The sequence below is a fragment of the Micromonospora sp. DT228 genome (assembly GCF_049841595.1).
Classification (GTDB): domain Bacteria; phylum Actinomycetota; class Actinomycetes; order Mycobacteriales; family Micromonosporaceae; genus Micromonospora.
Window position 1 is genome coordinate 93,817 of record NZ_JBNCKO010000014.1, and the last position, 16,942, is coordinate 110,758.

Below are 16,942 nucleotides of genomic sequence, written 5' to 3' on the forward strand. Positions count from 1 at the left end.
GACGGCGCTCACGCCGCCACCGGGCCGGCCGACCGGCGGAACACCATCGCCGACTGGAAGCCGCCGAACCCACTGCCCACCGACAGCGCCACGTCCACCGGGACCTCCCGGGCCTCGTTCGGCACGTAGTCCAGGTCGCACTCCGGGTCCCGGGTGCTCCAGTTGGCCGTCGGTGGCACCACACCGAACTCGATCGCGAGGGCGCACGCCGCCATCTCGATCGACCCGATCGCGCCGAGCGAGTGCCCGACCATCGACTTGATCGAGCTGATCGGCACCCGGTACGCGGCCTGGCCCAACGCCCGTTTGAAGGCGGCCGTCTCGTGCCTGTCGTTCTGTCGGGTGCCCGAGCCGTGGGCGCTGATGTAGGAGACCTGCTCGGGAAGGATCCGCCCCTGTTTCAGCGCGTCGGTGACCGCGAGGCTCATCTCCAGGCCGTCCGGGCGCAGCCCGGTCATGTGGTAGCCGTTGCTGCGGCTGGCGTAGCCGGCCACCTCGCAGTAGATGTGCGCGCCCCGCCGGCGGGCGTGCCCGAGCTCCTCCAACACCAGCACCGCCCCGCCCTCGGCCAGCACGAACCCGTGCCGGTCGGCGTCGAACGGGCGGGAGGCGTGCGCCGGGTCGTCGTTGTCCGGGCTGGTCGCCTTGATCGCGTCGAACGAGGCGACGGTGACCGGCGAGATCGGCGAGTCCGCCGCGCCGGCCAGCATCACGTCCGCCTCACCGTCCACGATCAACTGGTGGGCGTAGCCGATGGCGTCGATGCCGGAGGTGCAGCCGGTGGACACCACCTGCGCCGGGCCGTGCAGCCCGTGCCGGCAGGCCACGTCGGCGGCGAGGCTGCTGGGCACCAGCGCCTGGTAGAGGTACGGGCCGCCGCGCGTGGCGTCGACAAGCCAGCGCTGGCCGTGCTCGCTGACGGTGACGTACTCCTGTTCCAGCGCCATCGTGCCGCCCACGGCGGTGCCGAGCACCACCCCGGCCCGATCCCGCTCGGCGTCGGTGAGCACCAGTCCGGCGTCGGCGACGGCCTCCACGGAGCAGGCCAGCGCGAACTGCACGTACCGGTCGGCCCGGCGTTGTTCGGCCTCGGTGAGCCCCGCGGCGGTCGGGTCGAAGTCGCACTCCGCGGCGATCTGCGACCGGAACGCCGACGGGTCGAAGAAGCTGATCCGCCGGGTGGCGGTCCGCCCCTCGGTGATGGTCTTCCAGAACCGGTCCCGGCTGGCGCCGCCGGGGGCGACCACCCCGATCCCGGTGACCACCGTGCGGCGTCCGCTCACGACCCACCGCGCTGTTCGGCCAACTCGGTGTCGACGTGCCCCAGCTCCGGGCGCGGGGCGAGTGGACCCAGGTGAAAGACCACCTCGGCCGGTTCGACGCCGGTGTTGCGGAGTCGGTGCCGCACGTTCACCGGCACGAACAGCGCCTCACCCGCGGCCAGCAGCGTCGGCTGGTCGTCCAGGTCGACGGTGATCGCGCCGCGCACCACGTACAGGAACTCCTCGCTGTACGGGTGGTAGTGCTCGGCGATCCGCTCCCCCGGCGCGAGGGCGGCGACCCCGAGGAAGCCCGAGGTGCTGCCGACGGTGCGGGGGCCGAGCAACACCCGCAGCTCACCGCCGCGTCGCCGGTCGGCGGGTACGTCCGCGGCGGCGATCGGCCGGGTGCTCAGGTCACTCATCGCCGGCCTCCGTCGGGGTGTCCTGCTCGGTGCGCTGCCGGGCGATCCGCTCCACCCGATCCTTGATGACCGAGAGTTGGATGACGCTGTTGGTGTTGATCCGCTCGGTCATCCCGGCGTTGTCCACCGGCGCGGTCGGCTTCATCGCGAAGTCCTGCGTCCAGGTCATCCGGGTGCCGTCGGCCTCCTCGGAGTAGCGCCAGTGGATCCGCATGTACTCGAACGGCCCGGTCTCCACCCGGTACGCCCGGACCTGCCTGCTCACCGGGTCGGAGGTGCGTTCGCTGACCCAGCTCCAGGACACCCCGTTCTCGTCGGGGTACATGGTGAGCCGGAACCGCACGGTGTGGCCCTCGCGGTGCAGGATGTCCACCACGGCGTACTCGGTGAACAGTTCGGTCCAGTTCGCCACGTCGTTGGTGACCTCCCAGACCAACGCCAGCGGCGCGTCGATGACCACCGTGTTCTCGGTGTGCCCGGGTGGGTCGACGCGGCGGGCGACCAGGTCGGCCACCGCCGGGATGCTCAGCTCCCCGGCCTGCTCGGGGATGCTCACCTGCCACCTGTCGGCGACGACCGCGGAGAGTTCCAGCAGTGCGAGTGAGTCCATCCCCAGCTCTTCCAGCGACGCGGCGGGCGCCCGGGCCGCCGCGTCGGGGTCCAGCCCACAGTGCGCCACCAGGATGTCGGTGATCTCGGCGGTCATCGGGCGACCATGAGTGACGGTCATCGGGTCCTCCTGAGGGTTATGTCGGGCTCCGCGGCGGACGCGGAGCGTGGTGCGGGGGTGGCCGTCGTCCGCTGCGTGGACGCCGCGTCGGGCGCGGCGAGCAGGCGGTCGACCAGGCCGGTCGTGTACCGGCCCTTGCGGAACGCGGCGTCGTCGAGCACGCGCCGGACGAACGGGATGGTGGTGTGGACACCCGGCCCGGCGATGTCGAACTCGTCCAGGGCCCGCTCCAGCCGGTTGAGGGCCAGCTCCCGGTCCGGCGCCCAGACGATCACCTTGGCCAGCAGCGAGTCGTACCAGGGACCGACCAGGTAGCCGGCGCTGGCGTGGGTGTCCACCCTCGTGAACGGGCCACCGGGTGGGGTGAACCGTTCCAACCGGCCCGGGGTCGGCACGAAGTCCCGGGCGGGGTCCTCGGTGTTGACCCGGCACTCCACCGCGACGCCGTGCAGGCGGATCTCCTCCTGCCGCCAGCGCAGCGGCACCCCCGCGGCGATGTGCAGTTGCTCGTGCACCAGGTCGATGCCGGTGACCATCTCGGTGACCGGGTGCTCGACCTGGATCCGGCAGTTGATCTCCAGAAAGTGGAACTTCTCCTCGGCGTCGACGAGGAACTCCAGCGTGCCGGCGCCGACGAAACCGACAGCCAGCGCGCCCCGCAGGGCGGCCTCGGCGATGGTGTCGAGGACGGCGGCGGACAGCGCCGGGGCGGGTGCCTCCTCGACCAACTTCTGGTGTCGGCGCTGCACCGAGCAGTCGCGGGTGCCCAGGTGCACCCCGTTGCCGTGGGAGTCGCAGAGCACCTGCACCTCGACGTGCCGCGCCTCGGTGAGGTAACGCTCGACGTACACCCGGTCGTCGCCGAAGGCTGCCTGGGCGGCCGCGCGGGTGCGGGTGTACGCCCGGCGCAGCTCACCCGGCGTCCGTACGACAGTCATGCCCCGGCCGCCTCCCCCGGCGGCGGCCTTCACGATCACCGGATAGCCGACGGCCGCGGCGATCTCCGCCGCCGCGGCGGCGGTCGACACCGGTGCGACACTGCCCGGCGACAGGGGCAGGCCGGCACGGCTCAGCAGTGCCCGCGCCGAGGACTTGTCGGCGAGCGCGGCCATCACCGACGGCGGTGGACCGATGAAGGTCAGCCCGTTGTCCACGCAGATCTCGGCGAAGTCGGCGTCCTCGGAGAGGAAGCCGTAACCGGGGTGCACGGCCTGCGCGCCCACCTGCCGGGCCGCCTCCACGATCGCCGCCGCGTTGAGGTAGCTGCGCCGACTCGACGCGGGCCCGATCCGGACGGCGCGGTCGGCGAGGCGGACGGCCGCCGAGTCGGCGTCCGCCGCGGAGTAGACCACAGCGGTACGCACGCCCAGCTCCTTGCAGGCGCGCAGCACCCGCAGGGCGATCTCGCCCCGATTGGCGATCAGCACGGTCTCGAACATGGTCAGCCACCCTGCGCCGTCATGCCGGGTCCAGCTCGACGAGCGGCTGGTCGTACTCCACCGGGTGGCCGTCCTCGACGAGGATCGCGACCACCCGACCGGCGCGATCGGCGGTCACCTCGTTCATCAGCTTCATCGCCTCGACGATGGCGACCGGTTGGCCCGGACGGACCAGGTCGCCCACCGCGACGAAGGGCTTCGCGCCGGGCTCCGCGGCCCGGTAGAAGGTGCCGACGATGGGCGCTCGCACCGCGGCCCGTGCGGGCACCGGCGGTGGGACCGGCGCCGAGGGCGTGCCGGTGGGCCGCGCGGCCTCGGCCGACCCGGGAGGCACGTCCGCCCGGGTCTGTTCCTCCGGGTGCCACTCGACCTCCAGCACCGCCGGCCCGCTGCGCAGTCGGATCCGGCGCACCGGCCCGGCCAGTTCGGCGATCAGGTGGTGTGCCTGCCGGCGCAGGCCGGCGAGTGCCTCCTCGCCCTCCACCCCGGCGTCGCTGGATGCCTCGACCGTCGACACCGTCGCGTCCCCGGCGCTCACCGGGCACCCGCCCGCGCACCGGCGCGTGCCATCCCGAACCGTCGGAAGCGCTGGCGACGCAGGCGGACCAGCATGGCGGGCGGCACGTCCAGCAGCGGCAGCAGATTGCTCAGCAGGGCGGCGCGCAACCGGTGGGCGGTCTCCGCCGGGTCGTCGTGCGCGGCGGTGGACGGCTCCGGCACGACCTCGTCGACCACCCCGAGCCGGCACAGGTCGGGCGCGGTCAGTCGGAGCGCGCGGGCGGCCTGCGGCGCCGCCGACCGGTCCGGCCAGAGGATTGCCGCACAACCCTCGGGGCTGATCACCGAGTAGACGGCGTTCTCCAGCATGAGCACACGGTCGGCGACCGCGAGCGCCAGTGCGCCGCCGCTGCCGCCCTCTCCGGTGATCACCGCCAACACGGGGGTGGGCAGCACGGTGAGGGTGAGGATGTTCTCCGCGATGGCCGCCGCCTGGCCCTGCTCCTCGGCGCTCACCCCGGGGTCGGCGCCCGGGGTGTCCACGAGGGTGATCACGGGCAGGCCGAGCCGGGCGGCGAGGCGCATCAACCGCAGCGCCTTACGGTGCCCGGCCGGGCTGGCCATGCCGAAGTTACGGGCCACCAACTCGGCGGTGGTGTGCCCCTTCTGGTGGCCGATGACCATGACATGCCGGTCGGCCAGCCGCGCCACACCGCCCACGACGGCCGGGCAGTCCCCGCCGAGCCGGTCGCCGTGCAGCTCCAGGAACCCGTCGAAGACCGAGTCGAGATAGTCGAGTGTGGTCGGTCGGCCGGGGTGTCGCGCCAGCCGGACCGTGTCCCACGCGTCGCGTACCGCCGGGGTGTCACCTCCCGCCGGGGCCGCGTCGGCGAGGCGCTCGCGGCGCGGCGCCGGCTCCTGCCGGGGTACGGGCGGACGGGTCGGGCGGGCGGCGCGGGTGGCGGCGAGCAGCGCCGCCAGCCGTCCACGCAGGGACCGGCGCTGCACCACCATGTCGACCTGGCCGTGGCGCAGCAGGACGTCGGCGCTCTGGAAGCCCTCCGGGAGCGCCCGGCCGGTGACCTGGCGGATCACCCGGGGGCCGGCGAAGCCCATCCGCGCGCCGCTCTCCGCGAGCACCAGGTCGGTGTTGGTGGCGAACGACGCGGCCACCCCGCCGTAGGTCGGGTCGGTGAGGACGCTCACGGTGAGCAGGCCCGCCTCGCGCAGCGCGGCGATGGCCTGGCTGACGGTGGCCATCTGCATCAACGACAGCGCGCCCTCCTGCATCCGCGCCCCACCGGAGGCGGTGATCAGGATGAGCGGGACGCGGTCGTCAAGCGCCCGTTCGGCGGCCCGGGTGATCAGCTCACCCACCGCGCAGCCCAGGCTGCCGCCCAGGAAACGGAAATCCATCACCGCCAACACGGCCGGGTGCCCACCGATGGTGGCGGTGGCGCACACGACCGCCTCGGACAGGCCGGTGCTGGCGCGGGCGGCGCTGAGCCGGTGCGGGTACGGCAGCACGTCGACGAAGTCGATCGGGTCCGTCTCGGGAAGCTGGTCGGGCATCAGCCCCAGCGACCCCGGGTCGACAAGCTGACGGAGGCGTTCCGGGGCGCCCAGTCGGGCGTGCTCCCCGCACTCCGGGCAGACGTCCAGGTTGCGGCGCAACCGTTTGCGGTAGAGCAGGCTGGCGCAGCCGGCGCAGCGCGACCAGAGCTGCTCCTCCCGCGGCGCGGTGGCGGTCACGACCGCCGCCGGGTGTCCGGGGCGTCGAACCGGTAGAAGCACTGCGCCATCGCGTCACGCGGTGATCGCCAGGTGGGCAGGTACGGCGACACGTACGGGCGCAGGCGTTCGCTGACCCGGATGAACTCCGGGTGATCCCGGGCGCCCTCCACCGCGTCCGCTGCCGGATGCTCGGTCTCGAGCAGGTGCACGTAGAGATCGTGGAGCCGGTACAGCGAACGGTGCCGGACGCCGACCAGGCGCGGCAGCTCCGTCGCGTCCGACTCGGCGAAGATCTCGGCGACCCGCTCCTCGGCGGTCGGATCCACCTTCGCGACGATCAGTGATCGGTCCATGCTGGGCCTCCCCCCACAGCGTCCGGCCGGCGACGGGTGGCCCCGGACGCGCTGGACGACTGCGGACACGATGCGGCAGTCCTCGTCACGGCGGCGTCACCGGGACGCACCGGCCAGCGACGTAGGACAGTGACGCTGCGTTGACGCATCCTGTGTACCAGCTATGCGTACGCTGCACCGCAACGGTCGAGCCGACGAACGTTTCCGCAGTTCAGAACTGATCTCAGGTTGACTGTCGGCCAATAGAACATTCACCGCGCCGTTGACTCACCGTGACCGCTATTGATAATCTTCACGGTGGTCAGCCCGGCCGTCCCGGCGGGCGGGGCCCGCCCGTCAGCCGTGGGGCGCGCCCGCACCGGTGGGGCCGACAGCGGCGTCACGGGCAACCGATCCGGACACAGCAGACAGTCGGGACCAGCGTTCCGCAGGGGGTGCCGCCGTGACCGCTGACCCGTCCGTGCCGACCGCCGGCGAACCGCCCGGCGAAGGCGTCGCACTCCACCTGCTCGGCGGTTTCCGACTGTTGCGCGGGGCGACGCCGGTCGTGGTGCCACGCGGGCTGCAACGGGTGATCGCCCTGATCGGGCTGCGCCCCGGCGCCACCCGCAGCCAACTCGCGGGCCTGCTCTGGCCCGACGCGTCGGAGGAACGGGCGCTGTCCTCACTGCGCACCGCGCTGTGGCGGCTCCGGCAGGACCCGTGCTGCCCGATGACCGTGGCCAGCGACACCGTACGGCTCGGCCCGACGGTCCGGCTCGACGTGGACGACCTGGTCGGCACCGCGGCCCGGGTCCGCGACGGCGACGACCCGCGCATCGCGGCGGGAGCGCTCGCCGCCGGCCGGCACGACCTCCTGCCCGGCTGGTACGACGACTGGGTGCTGCTGGACCGGGAGCGGCTGCGCCAACTTCGCCTGCACATGCTGGAACAGGTGGCCGGGCAGCACCTGACCGCGGGGCGGCACGGCGAGGCCCTCGAAGCCGCGCTGGAGGCGATGGCGGCCGAGCCGCTCCGGGAGACGCCCCACCGCCTGGTGGTCCGCATCCACCTCGCCGAGGGCAACGCCTTCGAGGCCGTGCACGCCTTCTACGTCTACCGGGACCTGTTGCGCCGGGAGTTGCGTCTGGAGCCGAGCCCCGCGATGAGCGCCCTGCTCGACGACACGCTCGCCCCGATCCGCCAGGCCACCCGCGACGCCGTCACCGACCGCCCGTCACCGGCGGGCCGACGGACGTGACGGTGATGTGACAGACGCTGCGGCACGGTAGGCGCACAGAGCACGTGGCGCCGATCCGAGGATCGGAAAAGCCACCGGCGGAAGGGGTCCCATGAGTCGTCTACTGATCGTCAGCCGGATCATCCCGGGCGCGGAGGGGCGGGTCGCACAGATCTTCGCCGAGTCCGACGCCACCGACCTGCCCGGTCTGACGGGCGTCACGCACCGATCGCTGTACTGCCTGCACGACCTGTGCGTACACCTGCTGGAGACCTCGGACGTCGATCCGGACGCGCTCGCGGCGGCCCGCAACCACCCACTCTTCCAACAGGTCAACGAGCGGCTCTCCGCGCACACGTCGCCGTACCTGCCGACCTGGCGCTCCCCCCGCGACGCGATCGCTGGTTGCTTCTACCGGTGGGACGCCACCGACGCGCCCGCGGCGCGCCCCGCCAGCCTCGACGCGCCCGCGGCACACCCGGCGGGCTGACGTGCCCGCCGCCCCACCGCACGTCCTGATCATCGGCGCCGGCACGGGCGGGTTGTGCCTGGCGCACGGCCTGCGCCGTGCCGGGATCAGCGTCGCCGTCTACGAACGGCACCGCGACCGCGCCGAGGGGTTGCTCGGCTACCGGGTCGGCATCGGCCCCACCGGTAGCCGGGCGCTTCGGCAGTGCCTGTCCCCGGAGTTGTTCGCCACCTTCCTGGCCACCTGCGCACGGCCACCGCACTACTTCAACGTGGTCACCCAGGGGCTCCGCCAGACCGCGTCGTTCCCACTACGACCCAGCGCCGACCCGGTGCACACCGAACACTCGGTGGCCCGGATGGTGCTGCGCCAGGTGCTGCTGACCGGCCTGGACGACGTGGTGCACTTCGACAAGACGTTCACCCGCTACGAGCAGCGCGACGACGGCACGGTCACCGCGTACTTCGCCGATGGCACCAACGCCACCGGCAACCTGTTGGTCGGCGCGGACGGCACGCACTCGGCGGTACGCCGGCAGTACCTGCCGCACGCCGTCACCCGCGACGCCGGCACCATAAACATCGCCACCCGGATCCCGCTCACCGCGCACACCCGCGGCCTCGTCCCGGAGCGGGTCCGGCAGGGCATCTCGCTGATCTTCGGCGTCGGCGGGATGATGGGCGTCCTGCACGTCATGGAGTTCAAATGGGACGCCCACAGGGTGGTCAAACCCGGCGTCAGCGACGCCGACGCCGCGCTGCTGCGAAACTGGCCCGGCCTGTCCCACGACACCACCACCGACAACATCAACCTGATCATCTGGAGCACGGGTCGCCGATTCCCGGCCGACGTCCTGGACCGTCGCGGCGAGGACCTGGTGACCGTCGCCCTGGACCTCACCTCCAACTGGCATCCGAACCTGCGGGAGCTGCTGACCCGCGCGGACCCGGGCAGCGCCCTGCCGATCAGGGTGTCCACCTCCGAGCCGACACCACCCTGGAAGAGCAGCACCGTCACCATGCTCGGCGACGCCGTCCACACCATGACCCCCGGTCGCGGGGTGGGCGCCAACACCGCGCTGCGCGACGCCCGCCTGCTCTGCGACCAGCTCGGCCATGCTGTCACCGGTGACAAGACGCTTGTGCAGGCGGTCGCCGACTACGAGGCCGTGATGGTGCCGTACGGCTTCGCGCGGGTCGCCGAATCACTGAACCGCAGCGGCACCAGCGGCGACGACCGGATGTACCGGCCGGTGGTGGGTCGACTCGCGCTGCTCGGCGCGCGCGGCTACTTCGGAGTGACAAGTCGGGTGCCGCGGCTGCGGCGCCGGTTCGTCGACGACTTCCACACCTACGAGGGCGACCAGGACTGAGTCCTGCATCAGCCCGCCGACCCGGGCCCGGCGTCCCCCGCCGGGCCCGGGTCTCGTCGTGCCGGGTCTCGTCGTGCCGGGTCTCGTCGTGCCGGGTCTCGTCGTGCCGGGTCTCGTCGTGCCGGGTCTTCGTGGCGTCCTGGTGCGACGCTGCGTTACTCGGCGGGCACCGCCTGAGGTGGTCGCCGTGACCGGGACGCCTACGGCCGATCCTCTCACTTGCCGGCAACACGCGTGTGCGAAGCTGCGGCGAGTTTTTCTCGTGAGTTTTCCAACGAGCTGAGAGGGAGGTTCGCCGTGGCGTGGTCTATCGGACACTCGCTGATAGTGGTACTGGCACTGTTGCTGGGCCTGGCCGCCGGGTGGCTGCTGCGCGGCCGGCGGGGCGTACAGGGCAATTCGATAGTGGACGGAGACCCCGTCGCCGGGCTGGCCGTATTCGAAACGCCGACGTCGGCGGCCACCACCGACGAGGCCCGGCCCGCGGCCGCCGTCGACCCGGCCCCCGTCGCGGTCGCCGACGAGCCGGTACCGGTGGACACGATCAGCGCGCCCGCCGCCGTCACCGGACCGGACAGTGCGCCCACGCCGGTGCAGGTCCCGGCGGAGGCCCCGAGCACTGTCGATCCGGGCGACATGGCGCTGACCGAGGCCCCGCCGTCGGCACCGTCCGACGCGGGTGATGACCTTCCGTCGGAGCCCGTTGTGGAGTCGACCCCCGAGCCGGTCGCGGCCGACGAGCAGCCTGCCCCGGCGGCCGTGATCGCCCCTCGTCAGCCCGCGGACGACCTTCCAGTCGACACCACCCCGGCCGACGAGCCGACCACGACCGAGCCGGTTGCCGAGCCGATCGCGGCCGACCTGGCCGACGAGCCGACCGCGAGCAGCTCGGCCGACGATGTGACGACCGAGGCCGCGGTGCCGGCGGAGGCGCCGGTGAACGCCGACGCGCTGCGCACGGACCCGACGGACGCCAACGGCGTGGAAGCAGCGCCGACGGACGTGGACGCCGAGCCGGTGGACGCCGAGCCGGAGTCGGCGCCGTCGGCGGTGGCCGTGCCCGCGGTCGTACCGGCCGTGGCCGAGGTTCCTCCGGTCGTGACGACCGCTGCCAACGGCGCGGGCGCCGACCCGGCGGGCTCGGCCGACGACTTCCGCCGGATCCAGGGGATCGGGCCGAAGCTGGCGGCGGCGTTGCAGGACGCCGGTGTACGCACGTACGTCCAGCTCGGTGCGCTGGACGAGGCGGCGCTGCGCGACCTGATCCGGGCCGCCGGCCTGCGGGCCGCACCCGGGCTGGCCACCTGGCCACAGCAGGCCCGCGTGCTCGCCGGTGCCGGCGACGAGATGGCCGCCGTGCTCCCAGGCGGCAACCCGTCCTGACGCGCGACATCGAGCCCCCGGTCCACCGTCCGACGCGACGGTAGGCCGGGGGTTCTGCCGTCGGGCCCATCCACGGACCCGACCGACGGGTTGATCGACTCGGACTCCCGGAAACCGGGCCATCCAACCCGCCCGGACACCCCGACGTCCAAGAACCCGAGTCGATCACCTCGGTTGGGGGAAGGCGCGGCGAATTCGCGGCCGGGTGGTCGACCGATCGTTACCGTCCGTTGAGGTGGGCCGGACAGGTCCGTCGAGTCGACCGGTTCCGCAGGAGAAGCCCGTGCACCTCGCCGCGCCGGAGCCCGGGTCCCCGCGGTCCCGTCGTCCTCCGGTGCGTGATCCGGAGGCCCCGCGCCGGGTGACCCTCCTCGAGCTCTTCTTCGACCTGGTGTACGTGGTCGCCCTGGCGCTCATCTCCCGGGGCATGGTCGACCAGCTCGACTGGCACCGGGCCGGACAGGCGCTGATCCTGCTGGCCGCCGTGTGGTGGACGTGGGTGATCACCACACTGGTCACCGACCTGTACAACCCGGAACGCACCGAGATCAAGCTGCTGATCAGCGCCGTGATGTTCGGCGCGCTGCTGATGACCACGGCGATCCCGGACGCGTTCGGCGACCGCGGGCTCGCCTTCGCCGGCACCTACGTGGCGATCCACCTCGGGCGCGGACTGTTCCTGATGCCGGCCGTCCGCCGCGAGCCGCAGACCCAGCGCCGCGCGGCACGCATCTTCGTCTGGTTCGCGGTGTCCGCGATCCCGTGGATCATCGGCGCGTTCGTCAGCGGGGACGCCCGCCTGGCGTGCTGGGCTCTCGCGCTCGGCATCGACTACGTCGGCTTCCGGCTCGCGTACCCGGTGCCGGGGCTCGGGGTGGTGCCCGAGCCCCAGCGCAACGTCACGGCGGAGCATCTCTCGGAGCGCTACCAGCAGTTCTTCATCATCGCCCTCGGCGACGCCATCCTGACCATCGGCACCATGTTCAGCGCGGCGCACAGCGAGGCGCAGAACATCGGGGTCTTCGCGGTGGCGTTCCTGACCACCCTGCTGCTCTGGCGGATCTACGTGCACAAGTCCGGTCAGCTGCTGCCGATGGCCATCAAGGGGTCCGGGTCACCGAGCAAGTTCCTGTTCACCGCGCCGTACACCCATCTGCTGATGGTGGCCGGGGTGGTGACCACAGCGGCCGGGTTCGACCTGGTGCTGCGCGAGTCGGCCGGGCGGACGCCGCCGGCCTGGGCTGCGGTGATCCTCGGCGGCCCGGCCCTCTTCCTGGCCGGCCGGGCGTCCTTCGAGTACGAGGTGTTCAGCCGGGTGTCGCTGTCCCGGCCCGGCGGTGTGCTGGCGCTGCTGACGATCGCGCCCGCCGTGCTCTACCTGCCGCCGGTGTTCGCCTCGCTCGGCGCCCTCCTGGTGCTGATCGGGGTGGCCTACGCGGACTTCCGGCGCAGCTACGGCAAACCACCAGAGGCCCCGTCCCCACCGCACTGACCCGACCGGCCGCCCGGCTTACACCCCGGCGAGCAGCCGCCCGGCGTCCGGCACGTACGGCTCGACACCCAACCTGGTCAGCACCTGGTGCACGGTGGCGGTGGCCGCGGTGAGCACCGGGCGGCCGAGCCGGGCCTCCACCCGCGGCACCGCCGCCAACGACGGCAGCTGTACGCAGGCGGACAGGACCACCGCGTCCACGTCGGTCACGTCCAGCCGCTCGGCCAGCTCGACCAGGTGAGCGGTGGGGATGCGCCCCACCGCCACATTGTCCGGCTCGCTCAGGCTCACCGCCTCGGTCACCCGCACGCCGTGCGAGGCGAGGTAGGCGGCGACGGTCGCGGTCAACGGCGGCAGGTACGGCGCGATCAGGGCCACCCGACGGGCTCCCAGCACGCGCAGCCCGGCGACCAGCGCCCCCGCACTGCTCACCACGGGCATGTCGTGCCCGGCGCGACCGGCCGCCCGGCCCAGCCGCCGCTCGGCCCGTTCGTGCGCGCCGGGGCCCTCGCACATCACCGCCACCAGGCAGGCGTACGCGAGCACGTCGCAGCGGGCGTCGGCCAACTCGGCAACGCAGCGCAGGGCGGAGCGGTTCATCCGGGCCAGTTCGTCGGGGGTCACCTGACGCAGTCGTACCCGGCTGGTGTGTGTGGTGAAACGGACCGTCGCGTCGACGGCCTCACGGCGGCGCAGCATGGCCGGGATCTCGGTCTCCATCGTGGTGTTCGAACTGGGCACGACCAGGCCGACGCGGTAACCGCTCACACCAGCGCCCCGGCGTACGCGCGGACCTGCAGCCGCTGCGCGGCGGTGCCGCCCAGGCGCACCTGCAGGCCGAGCGGCGCGGCGGCGCGGCGGACGTCGTCCAGGTGTAGCGAGCCGTGCCGGTCCACGGTGAGCACCGGCGGCTCCTCGAGGTCGCCCTCCGGCGCGTGGAAGGAGAGCAGGGTGACCGAGGTGGTGAGGTAGCCCGGGTACGCGGCGCGGGCCGCCGACTCGTCCCGGTGGGCGAGCACCACCAGGTCGTCGAGGTGGGCGAAGTCGGCGGCGAGAGCCTCGGCCTTCCAGTGCGCCGGTTCCTCGGCCGCGCCGGTGAGATGCCGGGAGCGGTTCGCCGAGGTGATGTAGAGGTGGTCCGATCCGGTCTCGGCGAGCGCCCGCTCGAAGAAGACGTTGGACGGGCAGGTCAGACCCGGCGCGATCACCTGGGTGGTGCGCAGCCCCTGGTCGACCTGGGTGAGGTGCTCGGGCAGCCGCTCCGCCGCCGGCCCCCGGAAGCCGAACGGCCCGGCGCCGTAGAGGGCGTCCATCAGTGCCCGCACCCGACCGACCGGCAGTCGGGGCGAGATCCGCGTCCAGTCGAACATCCCGGGGATCCGGCCGATCGCGGTGGTGATGCTGCCGACCTGCTGGGCCGGGCGGCCCTTGGCCAGGTTGACCCGGCGGACGGTGGCCTCGTCGGGACGCGTGACGATGACGTAGAAGTTGGCGAACGCCGCGGCGACGACCGCGCCGCGAGCCAGCGCGCGGGCCGCGACCGCAACGTCCTCGGGACGGTCGATGTGCAGGTGTGGTGTCGGGGCGTCCATGAGTCCTCCTCGGCGGGGCCGTGAGGCAGTTCTACGTCCGCCGACCGGTGCGACGGCTGGATCGGTCGCCGATCCGATAGCCGACACGCGTTACCCCGTGCGAGCGGCCGATCCCGGGCGGTACGCAACGGCGGACGGCCTCGGCCGGATGGGGGATCCAGCGTGGCCCCGCCTCGGTGTCAGTTAGCCGCACGACCCAATTGGGTACAACGACTGCACCTCAGATCCACCACATTTCCTCAGGAGGCAGCGATGCGCGGCACCTCGATACTCGGAGTCATCGTCGTGATCTGGCTGGTGATCGGCGCGGTCGCCGCCGGCCAGCGTGGCTACTACAGCGGCGACGACACCAACTGCGCCGAGGCCGGCACCATCCTGGTCACCATCGTGGCCGGGCCCTTGAACTACATCGGCGCCAACCCCAAGGTCGACTGCAAGCTGCCCGAGCCCTCCAAGTAGGACAGACGGACACCGGCCCGCGCCCCTCGACCCCCGGGGCGCGGGCCGGTGTCCGCACGGGGGCGGCTCAGCCGTTCCGAGACGTTACGCGCCGGCCCGCCGCTCGCGCCCCCACGCGGCCAGCGGCTCGAGCGCCTCGTTGAGTCGCGTGCCGTCGACGGTCAGCGAGTACTCGACGCGGGGCGGCACCTCGTCGTAGGAGACACGGTGCACGACGCCGTCGCGTTCCATCTCCCGTAGGTGCGAGGCCAGCACCTTCTCGGTGATCCCCGGAAGGAGTCGACGCAGCTCGCCGAAGCGGCGGTACGGGTGCTCGTGCAGCGCCCAGAGGATCAGCACCTTCCACTTGCCGCCGATCACCTCCATCGCGGCGTCGATCCCACAGATGTGTCCCTCTGCCGCGCCCGGCCGGTTCAGCGTCGTCATGCGCACCCCTTCCGACGTCCTCGCTCACCCGGGGGTAAGCACCCACTCCGAGGTGCGTACTTGATCACCGGAGTGCTTCCGACCAGCCTAATCGGCATGACACCGAACGCTGTGCAGAAGACCTCCGTCACGATGCTGGGGCTCGGCGCGATGGGCTCCGCGCTGGCCCGCGCCTGGCTCGCCGCCGGTCACCGGCTCACCGTCTGGAACCGCACCCCGACCCGTGCCGCGGTCCTCGGCGCCGAGGGCGCACGGGTCGCGGCCAGCGCCGCCGAGGCGGTCGCGGCGAACACCCTCGTCGTCGTCTGCCTGTTGGACGACACCTCGCTCGACGAGGCGATGGCCGGCGTCGATCTGGCCGGCCGGGACCTGGTCAACCTGACCACCAGCACCCCTGCCCAGGCCCGCGCCCGCGCCGCGTGGGCCCACGAGCAGGGTGCCCGCTACCTCGACGGCGGAATCATGGCTGTCCCCCCGATGATCGGCGTACCGGAGGCCGGCGGCTACGTCTTCTACAGCGGCTCGCGGGAGCTGTTCGAGCGGCACCGGGAGACGCTCGGCGTCCCGGTCGGCACCACCTTCGTGGGCGAGGACCCGGGGTTCGCGGCCCTGTACGACGTGGCCCTGCTCAGCGCCATGTACGGGATGTTCGCCGGGGTCACCCACGCCTTCGCCCTGATCCGCGGGGAGAACATCGATCCCGCGGCGTTCGCGCCACTGCTCGCCGACTGGCTCGTCGCCATGGCCCCGGCCGTGCACCAGACCGCCGACCGGCTGCGCAGCGGCGACTACGCCACGAATGTCGTCTCCACTCTCGCCATGCAGGTGGCCGGCACGCCGACCTTCCTGCGTACCGCCGAGCAGCAGGGTGTCAGCGCGGAGCTGCTCAGCCCCTTCTTCGCGCTGATGGGCCGCCGCCTGGCCGAGGGCGCCGGTGCGGAGGATCTGGCCGGCGTGGTCGACCTGCTGACGCGCCACACACCCCGTACGGCGTCCTAGGAGGCTGGCCTGCGGGCCTCGGCGGTGTTTGTCGAGGCGGAGGCCGGGAACCGACCCGCGTCAGTCGACGGACGACGAGCGGGGGCGTGGCATGCAGATCGGCTACAAGCTGGCCGCGGAGGGGTACGGCCCTCAGGAGATCATCCGGCAGGCTGTCCTGGCCGAGCAGGCCGGTTTCGACTTCGTCGAGATGAGCGATCACTTCCACCCCTGGTTGGAGGCGCAGGGCCACTCGTCGTTCACCTGGAGCGTGCTCGGCGCCATCGCCGCCAGGACCAGCACCCTGCGTCTGGCGACGGGCGTCACCTGCCCGACCGTCCGCTACCACCCGGCGATCATCGCGCAGGCCGCGGCGACGATGGCGCTGGTCTCCGACGGACGGTTCACCCTCGGGGTGGGGGCCGGTGAACGACTCAACGAGCACGTGGTCGGGCAGGGCTTTCCCAGCGTCCGGGGACGGCACGAGCGGCTCCGCGAGGCGCTGGAGATCATCCGACTGCTCTGGCAGGGCGGCTACCAGTCCTACGAGGGTCGGCACCTGCACCTGGAGGACGCCCGCGTCTTCGACCTGCCGGACACCCCGCCGGTGATCGCGGTGGCCGCCAGCGGCGAGGCGTCGGCCCGGCTCGCCGCCGAGCTGGGCGACGGGTTGTTCGCCACCGAGCCGGACGCCTCGATCGTCGAGCACTACCGGCGGGCCCACGGCTCCGGCCCGCGCTACGCCGAGGTGCCGCTGGCCTGGGCCACGGACGAGCAGCAGGCGGTGCAGGCGGTGTTGCAGACCAGCCGATGGATGGTCACCGGCTGGAAGGTGATGAGCGAACTGCCGAACCCGGTCAACTTCGACGCGGCCAGCGCGCACGTGGAGGAGAAACACGTCCGCCAACTCTTCGCCGTCGGCCCCGACCCGGAACCGCACGTGGCAAAGGTCAGGTCGTACGTCGAGGCCGGCTTCGACCACGTTGTCCTGCAGAACGCCGGCCCCGACCCGGACGGCTTCCTCGACTTCTTCGCCGGCACCCTCGCCGCCCGGCTGCGCGCCATGTCCTGACACCGCCGACACGGCAACCGCCCGGAGGTGTCGCAACGATCG

The 16,942-nt window shown here is 72.7% G+C and carries 18 protein-coding genes; 8 read left to right on the top strand and 10 right to left on the bottom strand.

Annotation, left to right across the window (positions count from 1 at the left end):
• Positions 1 to 8 precede the first annotated feature (8 nt).
• Genes ACLQ29_RS25140 through ACLQ29_RS25170 form a run of 7 tightly spaced genes read right to left on the bottom strand, consistent with a single transcriptional unit; the run spans position 9 to position 6,438 of the window.
• Positions 9 to 1,283, bottom strand: a complete 1,275-nt coding sequence (locus ACLQ29_RS25140) for a beta-ketoacyl-[acyl-carrier-protein] synthase family protein (protein ID WP_425773923.1) — start codon at positions 1,281 to 1,283, stop codon at positions 9 to 11.
• Positions 1,280 to 1,684 carry a cupin domain-containing protein gene (locus ACLQ29_RS25145; protein ID WP_393370725.1) on the bottom strand — a complete coding sequence of 135 codons (405 nt, stop codon included), beginning with the start codon at positions 1,682 to 1,684 and terminating at the stop codon, positions 1,280 to 1,282. Before ACLQ29_RS25145 ends, ACLQ29_RS25140 begins: the two co-directional genes overlap by 4 nt.
• Entirely contained in the window at positions 1,677 to 2,414 is a 738-nt protein-coding gene (locus ACLQ29_RS25150) for an SRPBCC family protein (RefSeq protein ID WP_425773924.1), read from the bottom strand. Before ACLQ29_RS25150 ends, ACLQ29_RS25145 begins: the two co-directional genes overlap by 8 nt.
• Complete coding sequence (locus ACLQ29_RS25155) at positions 2,411 to 3,853, bottom strand: acetyl-CoA carboxylase biotin carboxylase subunit (protein ID WP_425773925.1); 1,443 nt, start codon at positions 3,851 to 3,853, stop codon at positions 2,411 to 2,413. The genes ACLQ29_RS25150 and ACLQ29_RS25155 overlap by 4 nt, the downstream gene beginning before the upstream one ends.
• 19 nt (positions 3,854 to 3,872) lie before the next feature.
• Entirely contained in the window at positions 3,873 to 4,391 is a 519-nt protein-coding gene (gene accB / locus ACLQ29_RS25160; protein ID WP_425773926.1) for an acetyl-CoA carboxylase biotin carboxyl carrier protein, read from the bottom strand.
• The gene (locus tag ACLQ29_RS25165; protein WP_425773927.1) at positions 4,388 to 6,103 is read right to left on the bottom strand and encodes an acetyl-CoA carboxylase carboxyltransferase subunit alpha; all 1,716 of its coding nucleotides are present in this window, start codon (positions 6,101 to 6,103) and stop codon (positions 4,388 to 4,390) included. The genes accB and ACLQ29_RS25165 overlap by 4 nt, the downstream gene beginning before the upstream one ends.
• On the bottom strand, positions 6,100 to 6,438 hold the full coding sequence (locus ACLQ29_RS25170) for a TcmI family type II polyketide cyclase (protein WP_425773928.1): 339 nt from the start codon (positions 6,436 to 6,438) through the stop codon (positions 6,100 to 6,102). Before ACLQ29_RS25170 ends, ACLQ29_RS25165 begins: the two co-directional genes overlap by 4 nt.
• Before the next feature lie 442 nt (positions 6,439 to 6,880).
• Here ACLQ29_RS25170 and ACLQ29_RS25175 point away from each other — a divergent pair, with 442 nt between their 5' ends.
• The 5 genes from ACLQ29_RS25175 (at position 6,881) to ACLQ29_RS25195 (ending at position 12,373) form a co-directional block, all read left to right on the top strand.
• Positions 6,881 to 7,678, top strand: a complete 798-nt coding sequence (locus tag ACLQ29_RS25175; protein ID WP_425773929.1) for an AfsR/SARP family transcriptional regulator — start codon at positions 6,881 to 6,883, stop codon at positions 7,676 to 7,678.
• Positions 7,679 to 7,769: 91 nt separating this feature from the next.
• Positions 7,770 to 8,147, top strand: coding sequence for a TcmI family type II polyketide cyclase (locus tag ACLQ29_RS25180; protein WP_425773930.1), 378 nt, complete (start codon positions 7,770 to 7,772; stop codon positions 8,145 to 8,147).
• A 1-nt stretch (position 8,148) separates the two neighbouring features.
• Positions 8,149 to 9,498, top strand: a complete 1,350-nt coding sequence (locus ACLQ29_RS25185) for an FAD-dependent oxidoreductase (RefSeq protein ID WP_425773931.1) — start codon at positions 8,149 to 8,151, stop codon at positions 9,496 to 9,498.
• Positions 9,499 to 9,825: 327 nt separating this feature from the next.
• Positions 9,826 to 10,881: a helix-hairpin-helix domain-containing protein gene (locus ACLQ29_RS25190; protein WP_425773932.1), complete on the top strand. Its 1,056-nt coding sequence runs from the start codon at positions 9,826 to 9,828 to the stop codon at positions 10,879 to 10,881.
• A gap of 334 nt (positions 10,882 to 11,215) precedes the next feature.
• Positions 11,216 to 12,373: a low temperature requirement protein A gene (locus ACLQ29_RS25195; RefSeq protein ID WP_425773933.1), complete on the top strand. Its 1,158-nt coding sequence runs from the start codon at positions 11,216 to 11,218 to the stop codon at positions 12,371 to 12,373.
• A gap of 18 nt (positions 12,374 to 12,391) precedes the next feature.
• Here the strand turns inward: ACLQ29_RS25195 and ACLQ29_RS25200 are convergent, their stop codons facing one another.
• Both ACLQ29_RS25200 and ACLQ29_RS25205 read right to left on the bottom strand, forming a co-directional pair.
• Positions 12,392 to 13,141, bottom strand: coding sequence for a maleate cis-trans isomerase family protein (locus tag ACLQ29_RS25200; RefSeq protein WP_425773934.1), 750 nt, complete (start codon positions 13,139 to 13,141; stop codon positions 12,392 to 12,394).
• Complete coding sequence (locus ACLQ29_RS25205; RefSeq protein WP_425773935.1) at positions 13,138 to 13,965, bottom strand: hypothetical protein; 828 nt, start codon at positions 13,963 to 13,965, stop codon at positions 13,138 to 13,140. The genes ACLQ29_RS25200 and ACLQ29_RS25205 overlap by 4 nt, the downstream gene beginning before the upstream one ends.
• Positions 13,966 to 14,217: 252 nt before the next feature.
• On the opposite strand from ACLQ29_RS25205, the gene ACLQ29_RS25210 reads away from it, so the two are divergent.
• The gene (locus tag ACLQ29_RS25210; RefSeq protein WP_306271566.1) at positions 14,218 to 14,424 is read left to right on the top strand and encodes a hypothetical protein; all 207 of its coding nucleotides are present in this window, start codon (positions 14,218 to 14,220) and stop codon (positions 14,422 to 14,424) included.
• 84 nt (positions 14,425 to 14,508) lie between these two features.
• On the opposite strand, the gene ACLQ29_RS25215 is transcribed toward ACLQ29_RS25210, so the two are convergent.
• The gene (locus ACLQ29_RS25215; protein ID WP_393370756.1) at positions 14,509 to 14,850 is read right to left on the bottom strand and encodes a winged helix-turn-helix transcriptional regulator; all 342 of its coding nucleotides are present in this window, start codon (positions 14,848 to 14,850) and stop codon (positions 14,509 to 14,511) included.
• A gap of 96 nt (positions 14,851 to 14,946) precedes the next feature.
• Between ACLQ29_RS25215 and ACLQ29_RS25220 the strand changes: the two genes are divergently transcribed.
• Both ACLQ29_RS25220 and ACLQ29_RS25225 read left to right on the top strand, forming a co-directional pair.
• Positions 14,947 to 15,849, top strand: a complete 903-nt coding sequence (locus ACLQ29_RS25220) for an NAD(P)-dependent oxidoreductase (RefSeq protein WP_425773936.1) — start codon at positions 14,947 to 14,949, stop codon at positions 15,847 to 15,849.
• A 91-nt stretch (positions 15,850 to 15,940) separates the two neighbouring features.
• Positions 15,941 to 16,900 (top strand): TIGR03557 family F420-dependent LLM class oxidoreductase, encoded by a 960-nt coding sequence (locus tag ACLQ29_RS25225; RefSeq protein ID WP_425773937.1) that lies wholly within the window; start codon positions 15,941 to 15,943, stop codon positions 16,898 to 16,900.
• Positions 16,901 to 16,942 lie beyond the last annotated feature (42 nt).

Excerpts from the sequence above, each read along its gene's own strand:
- ACLQ29_RS25145 (WP_393370725.1), bottom strand. The coding sequence starts at position 1,684 with ATGAGTGACCTGAGCACCCGGCCGATCGCCGCCGCGGACGTACCCGCC.
- ACLQ29_RS25170 (WP_425773928.1), bottom strand. The coding sequence starts at position 6,438 with ATGGACCGATCACTGATCGTCGCGAAGGTGGATCCGACCGCCGAGGAG.
- ACLQ29_RS25210 (WP_306271566.1), top strand. The coding sequence starts at position 14,218 with ATGCGCGGCACCTCGATACTCGGAGTCATCGTCGTGATCTGGCTGGTG.
- ACLQ29_RS25225 (WP_425773937.1), top strand. The coding sequence starts at position 15,941 with ATGCAGATCGGCTACAAGCTGGCCGCGGAGGGGTACGGCCCTCAGGAG.
- ACLQ29_RS25205 (WP_425773935.1), bottom strand. The coding sequence starts at position 13,965 with ATGGACGCCCCGACACCACACCTGCACATCGACCGTCCCGAGGACGTT.
- ACLQ29_RS25220 (WP_425773936.1), top strand. The coding sequence starts at position 14,947 with ATGACACCGAACGCTGTGCAGAAGACCTCCGTCACGATGCTGGGGCTC.
- ACLQ29_RS25215 (WP_393370756.1), bottom strand. The coding sequence starts at position 14,850 with ATGACGACGCTGAACCGGCCGGGCGCGGCAGAGGGACACATCTGTGGG.
- ACLQ29_RS25155 (WP_425773925.1), bottom strand. The coding sequence starts at position 3,853 with ATGTTCGAGACCGTGCTGATCGCCAATCGGGGCGAGATCGCCCTGCGG.
- ACLQ29_RS25180 (WP_425773930.1), top strand. The coding sequence starts at position 7,770 with ATGAGTCGTCTACTGATCGTCAGCCGGATCATCCCGGGCGCGGAGGGG.
- ACLQ29_RS25150 (WP_425773924.1), bottom strand. The coding sequence starts at position 2,414 with ATGACCGTCACTCATGGTCGCCCGATGACCGCCGAGATCACCGACATC.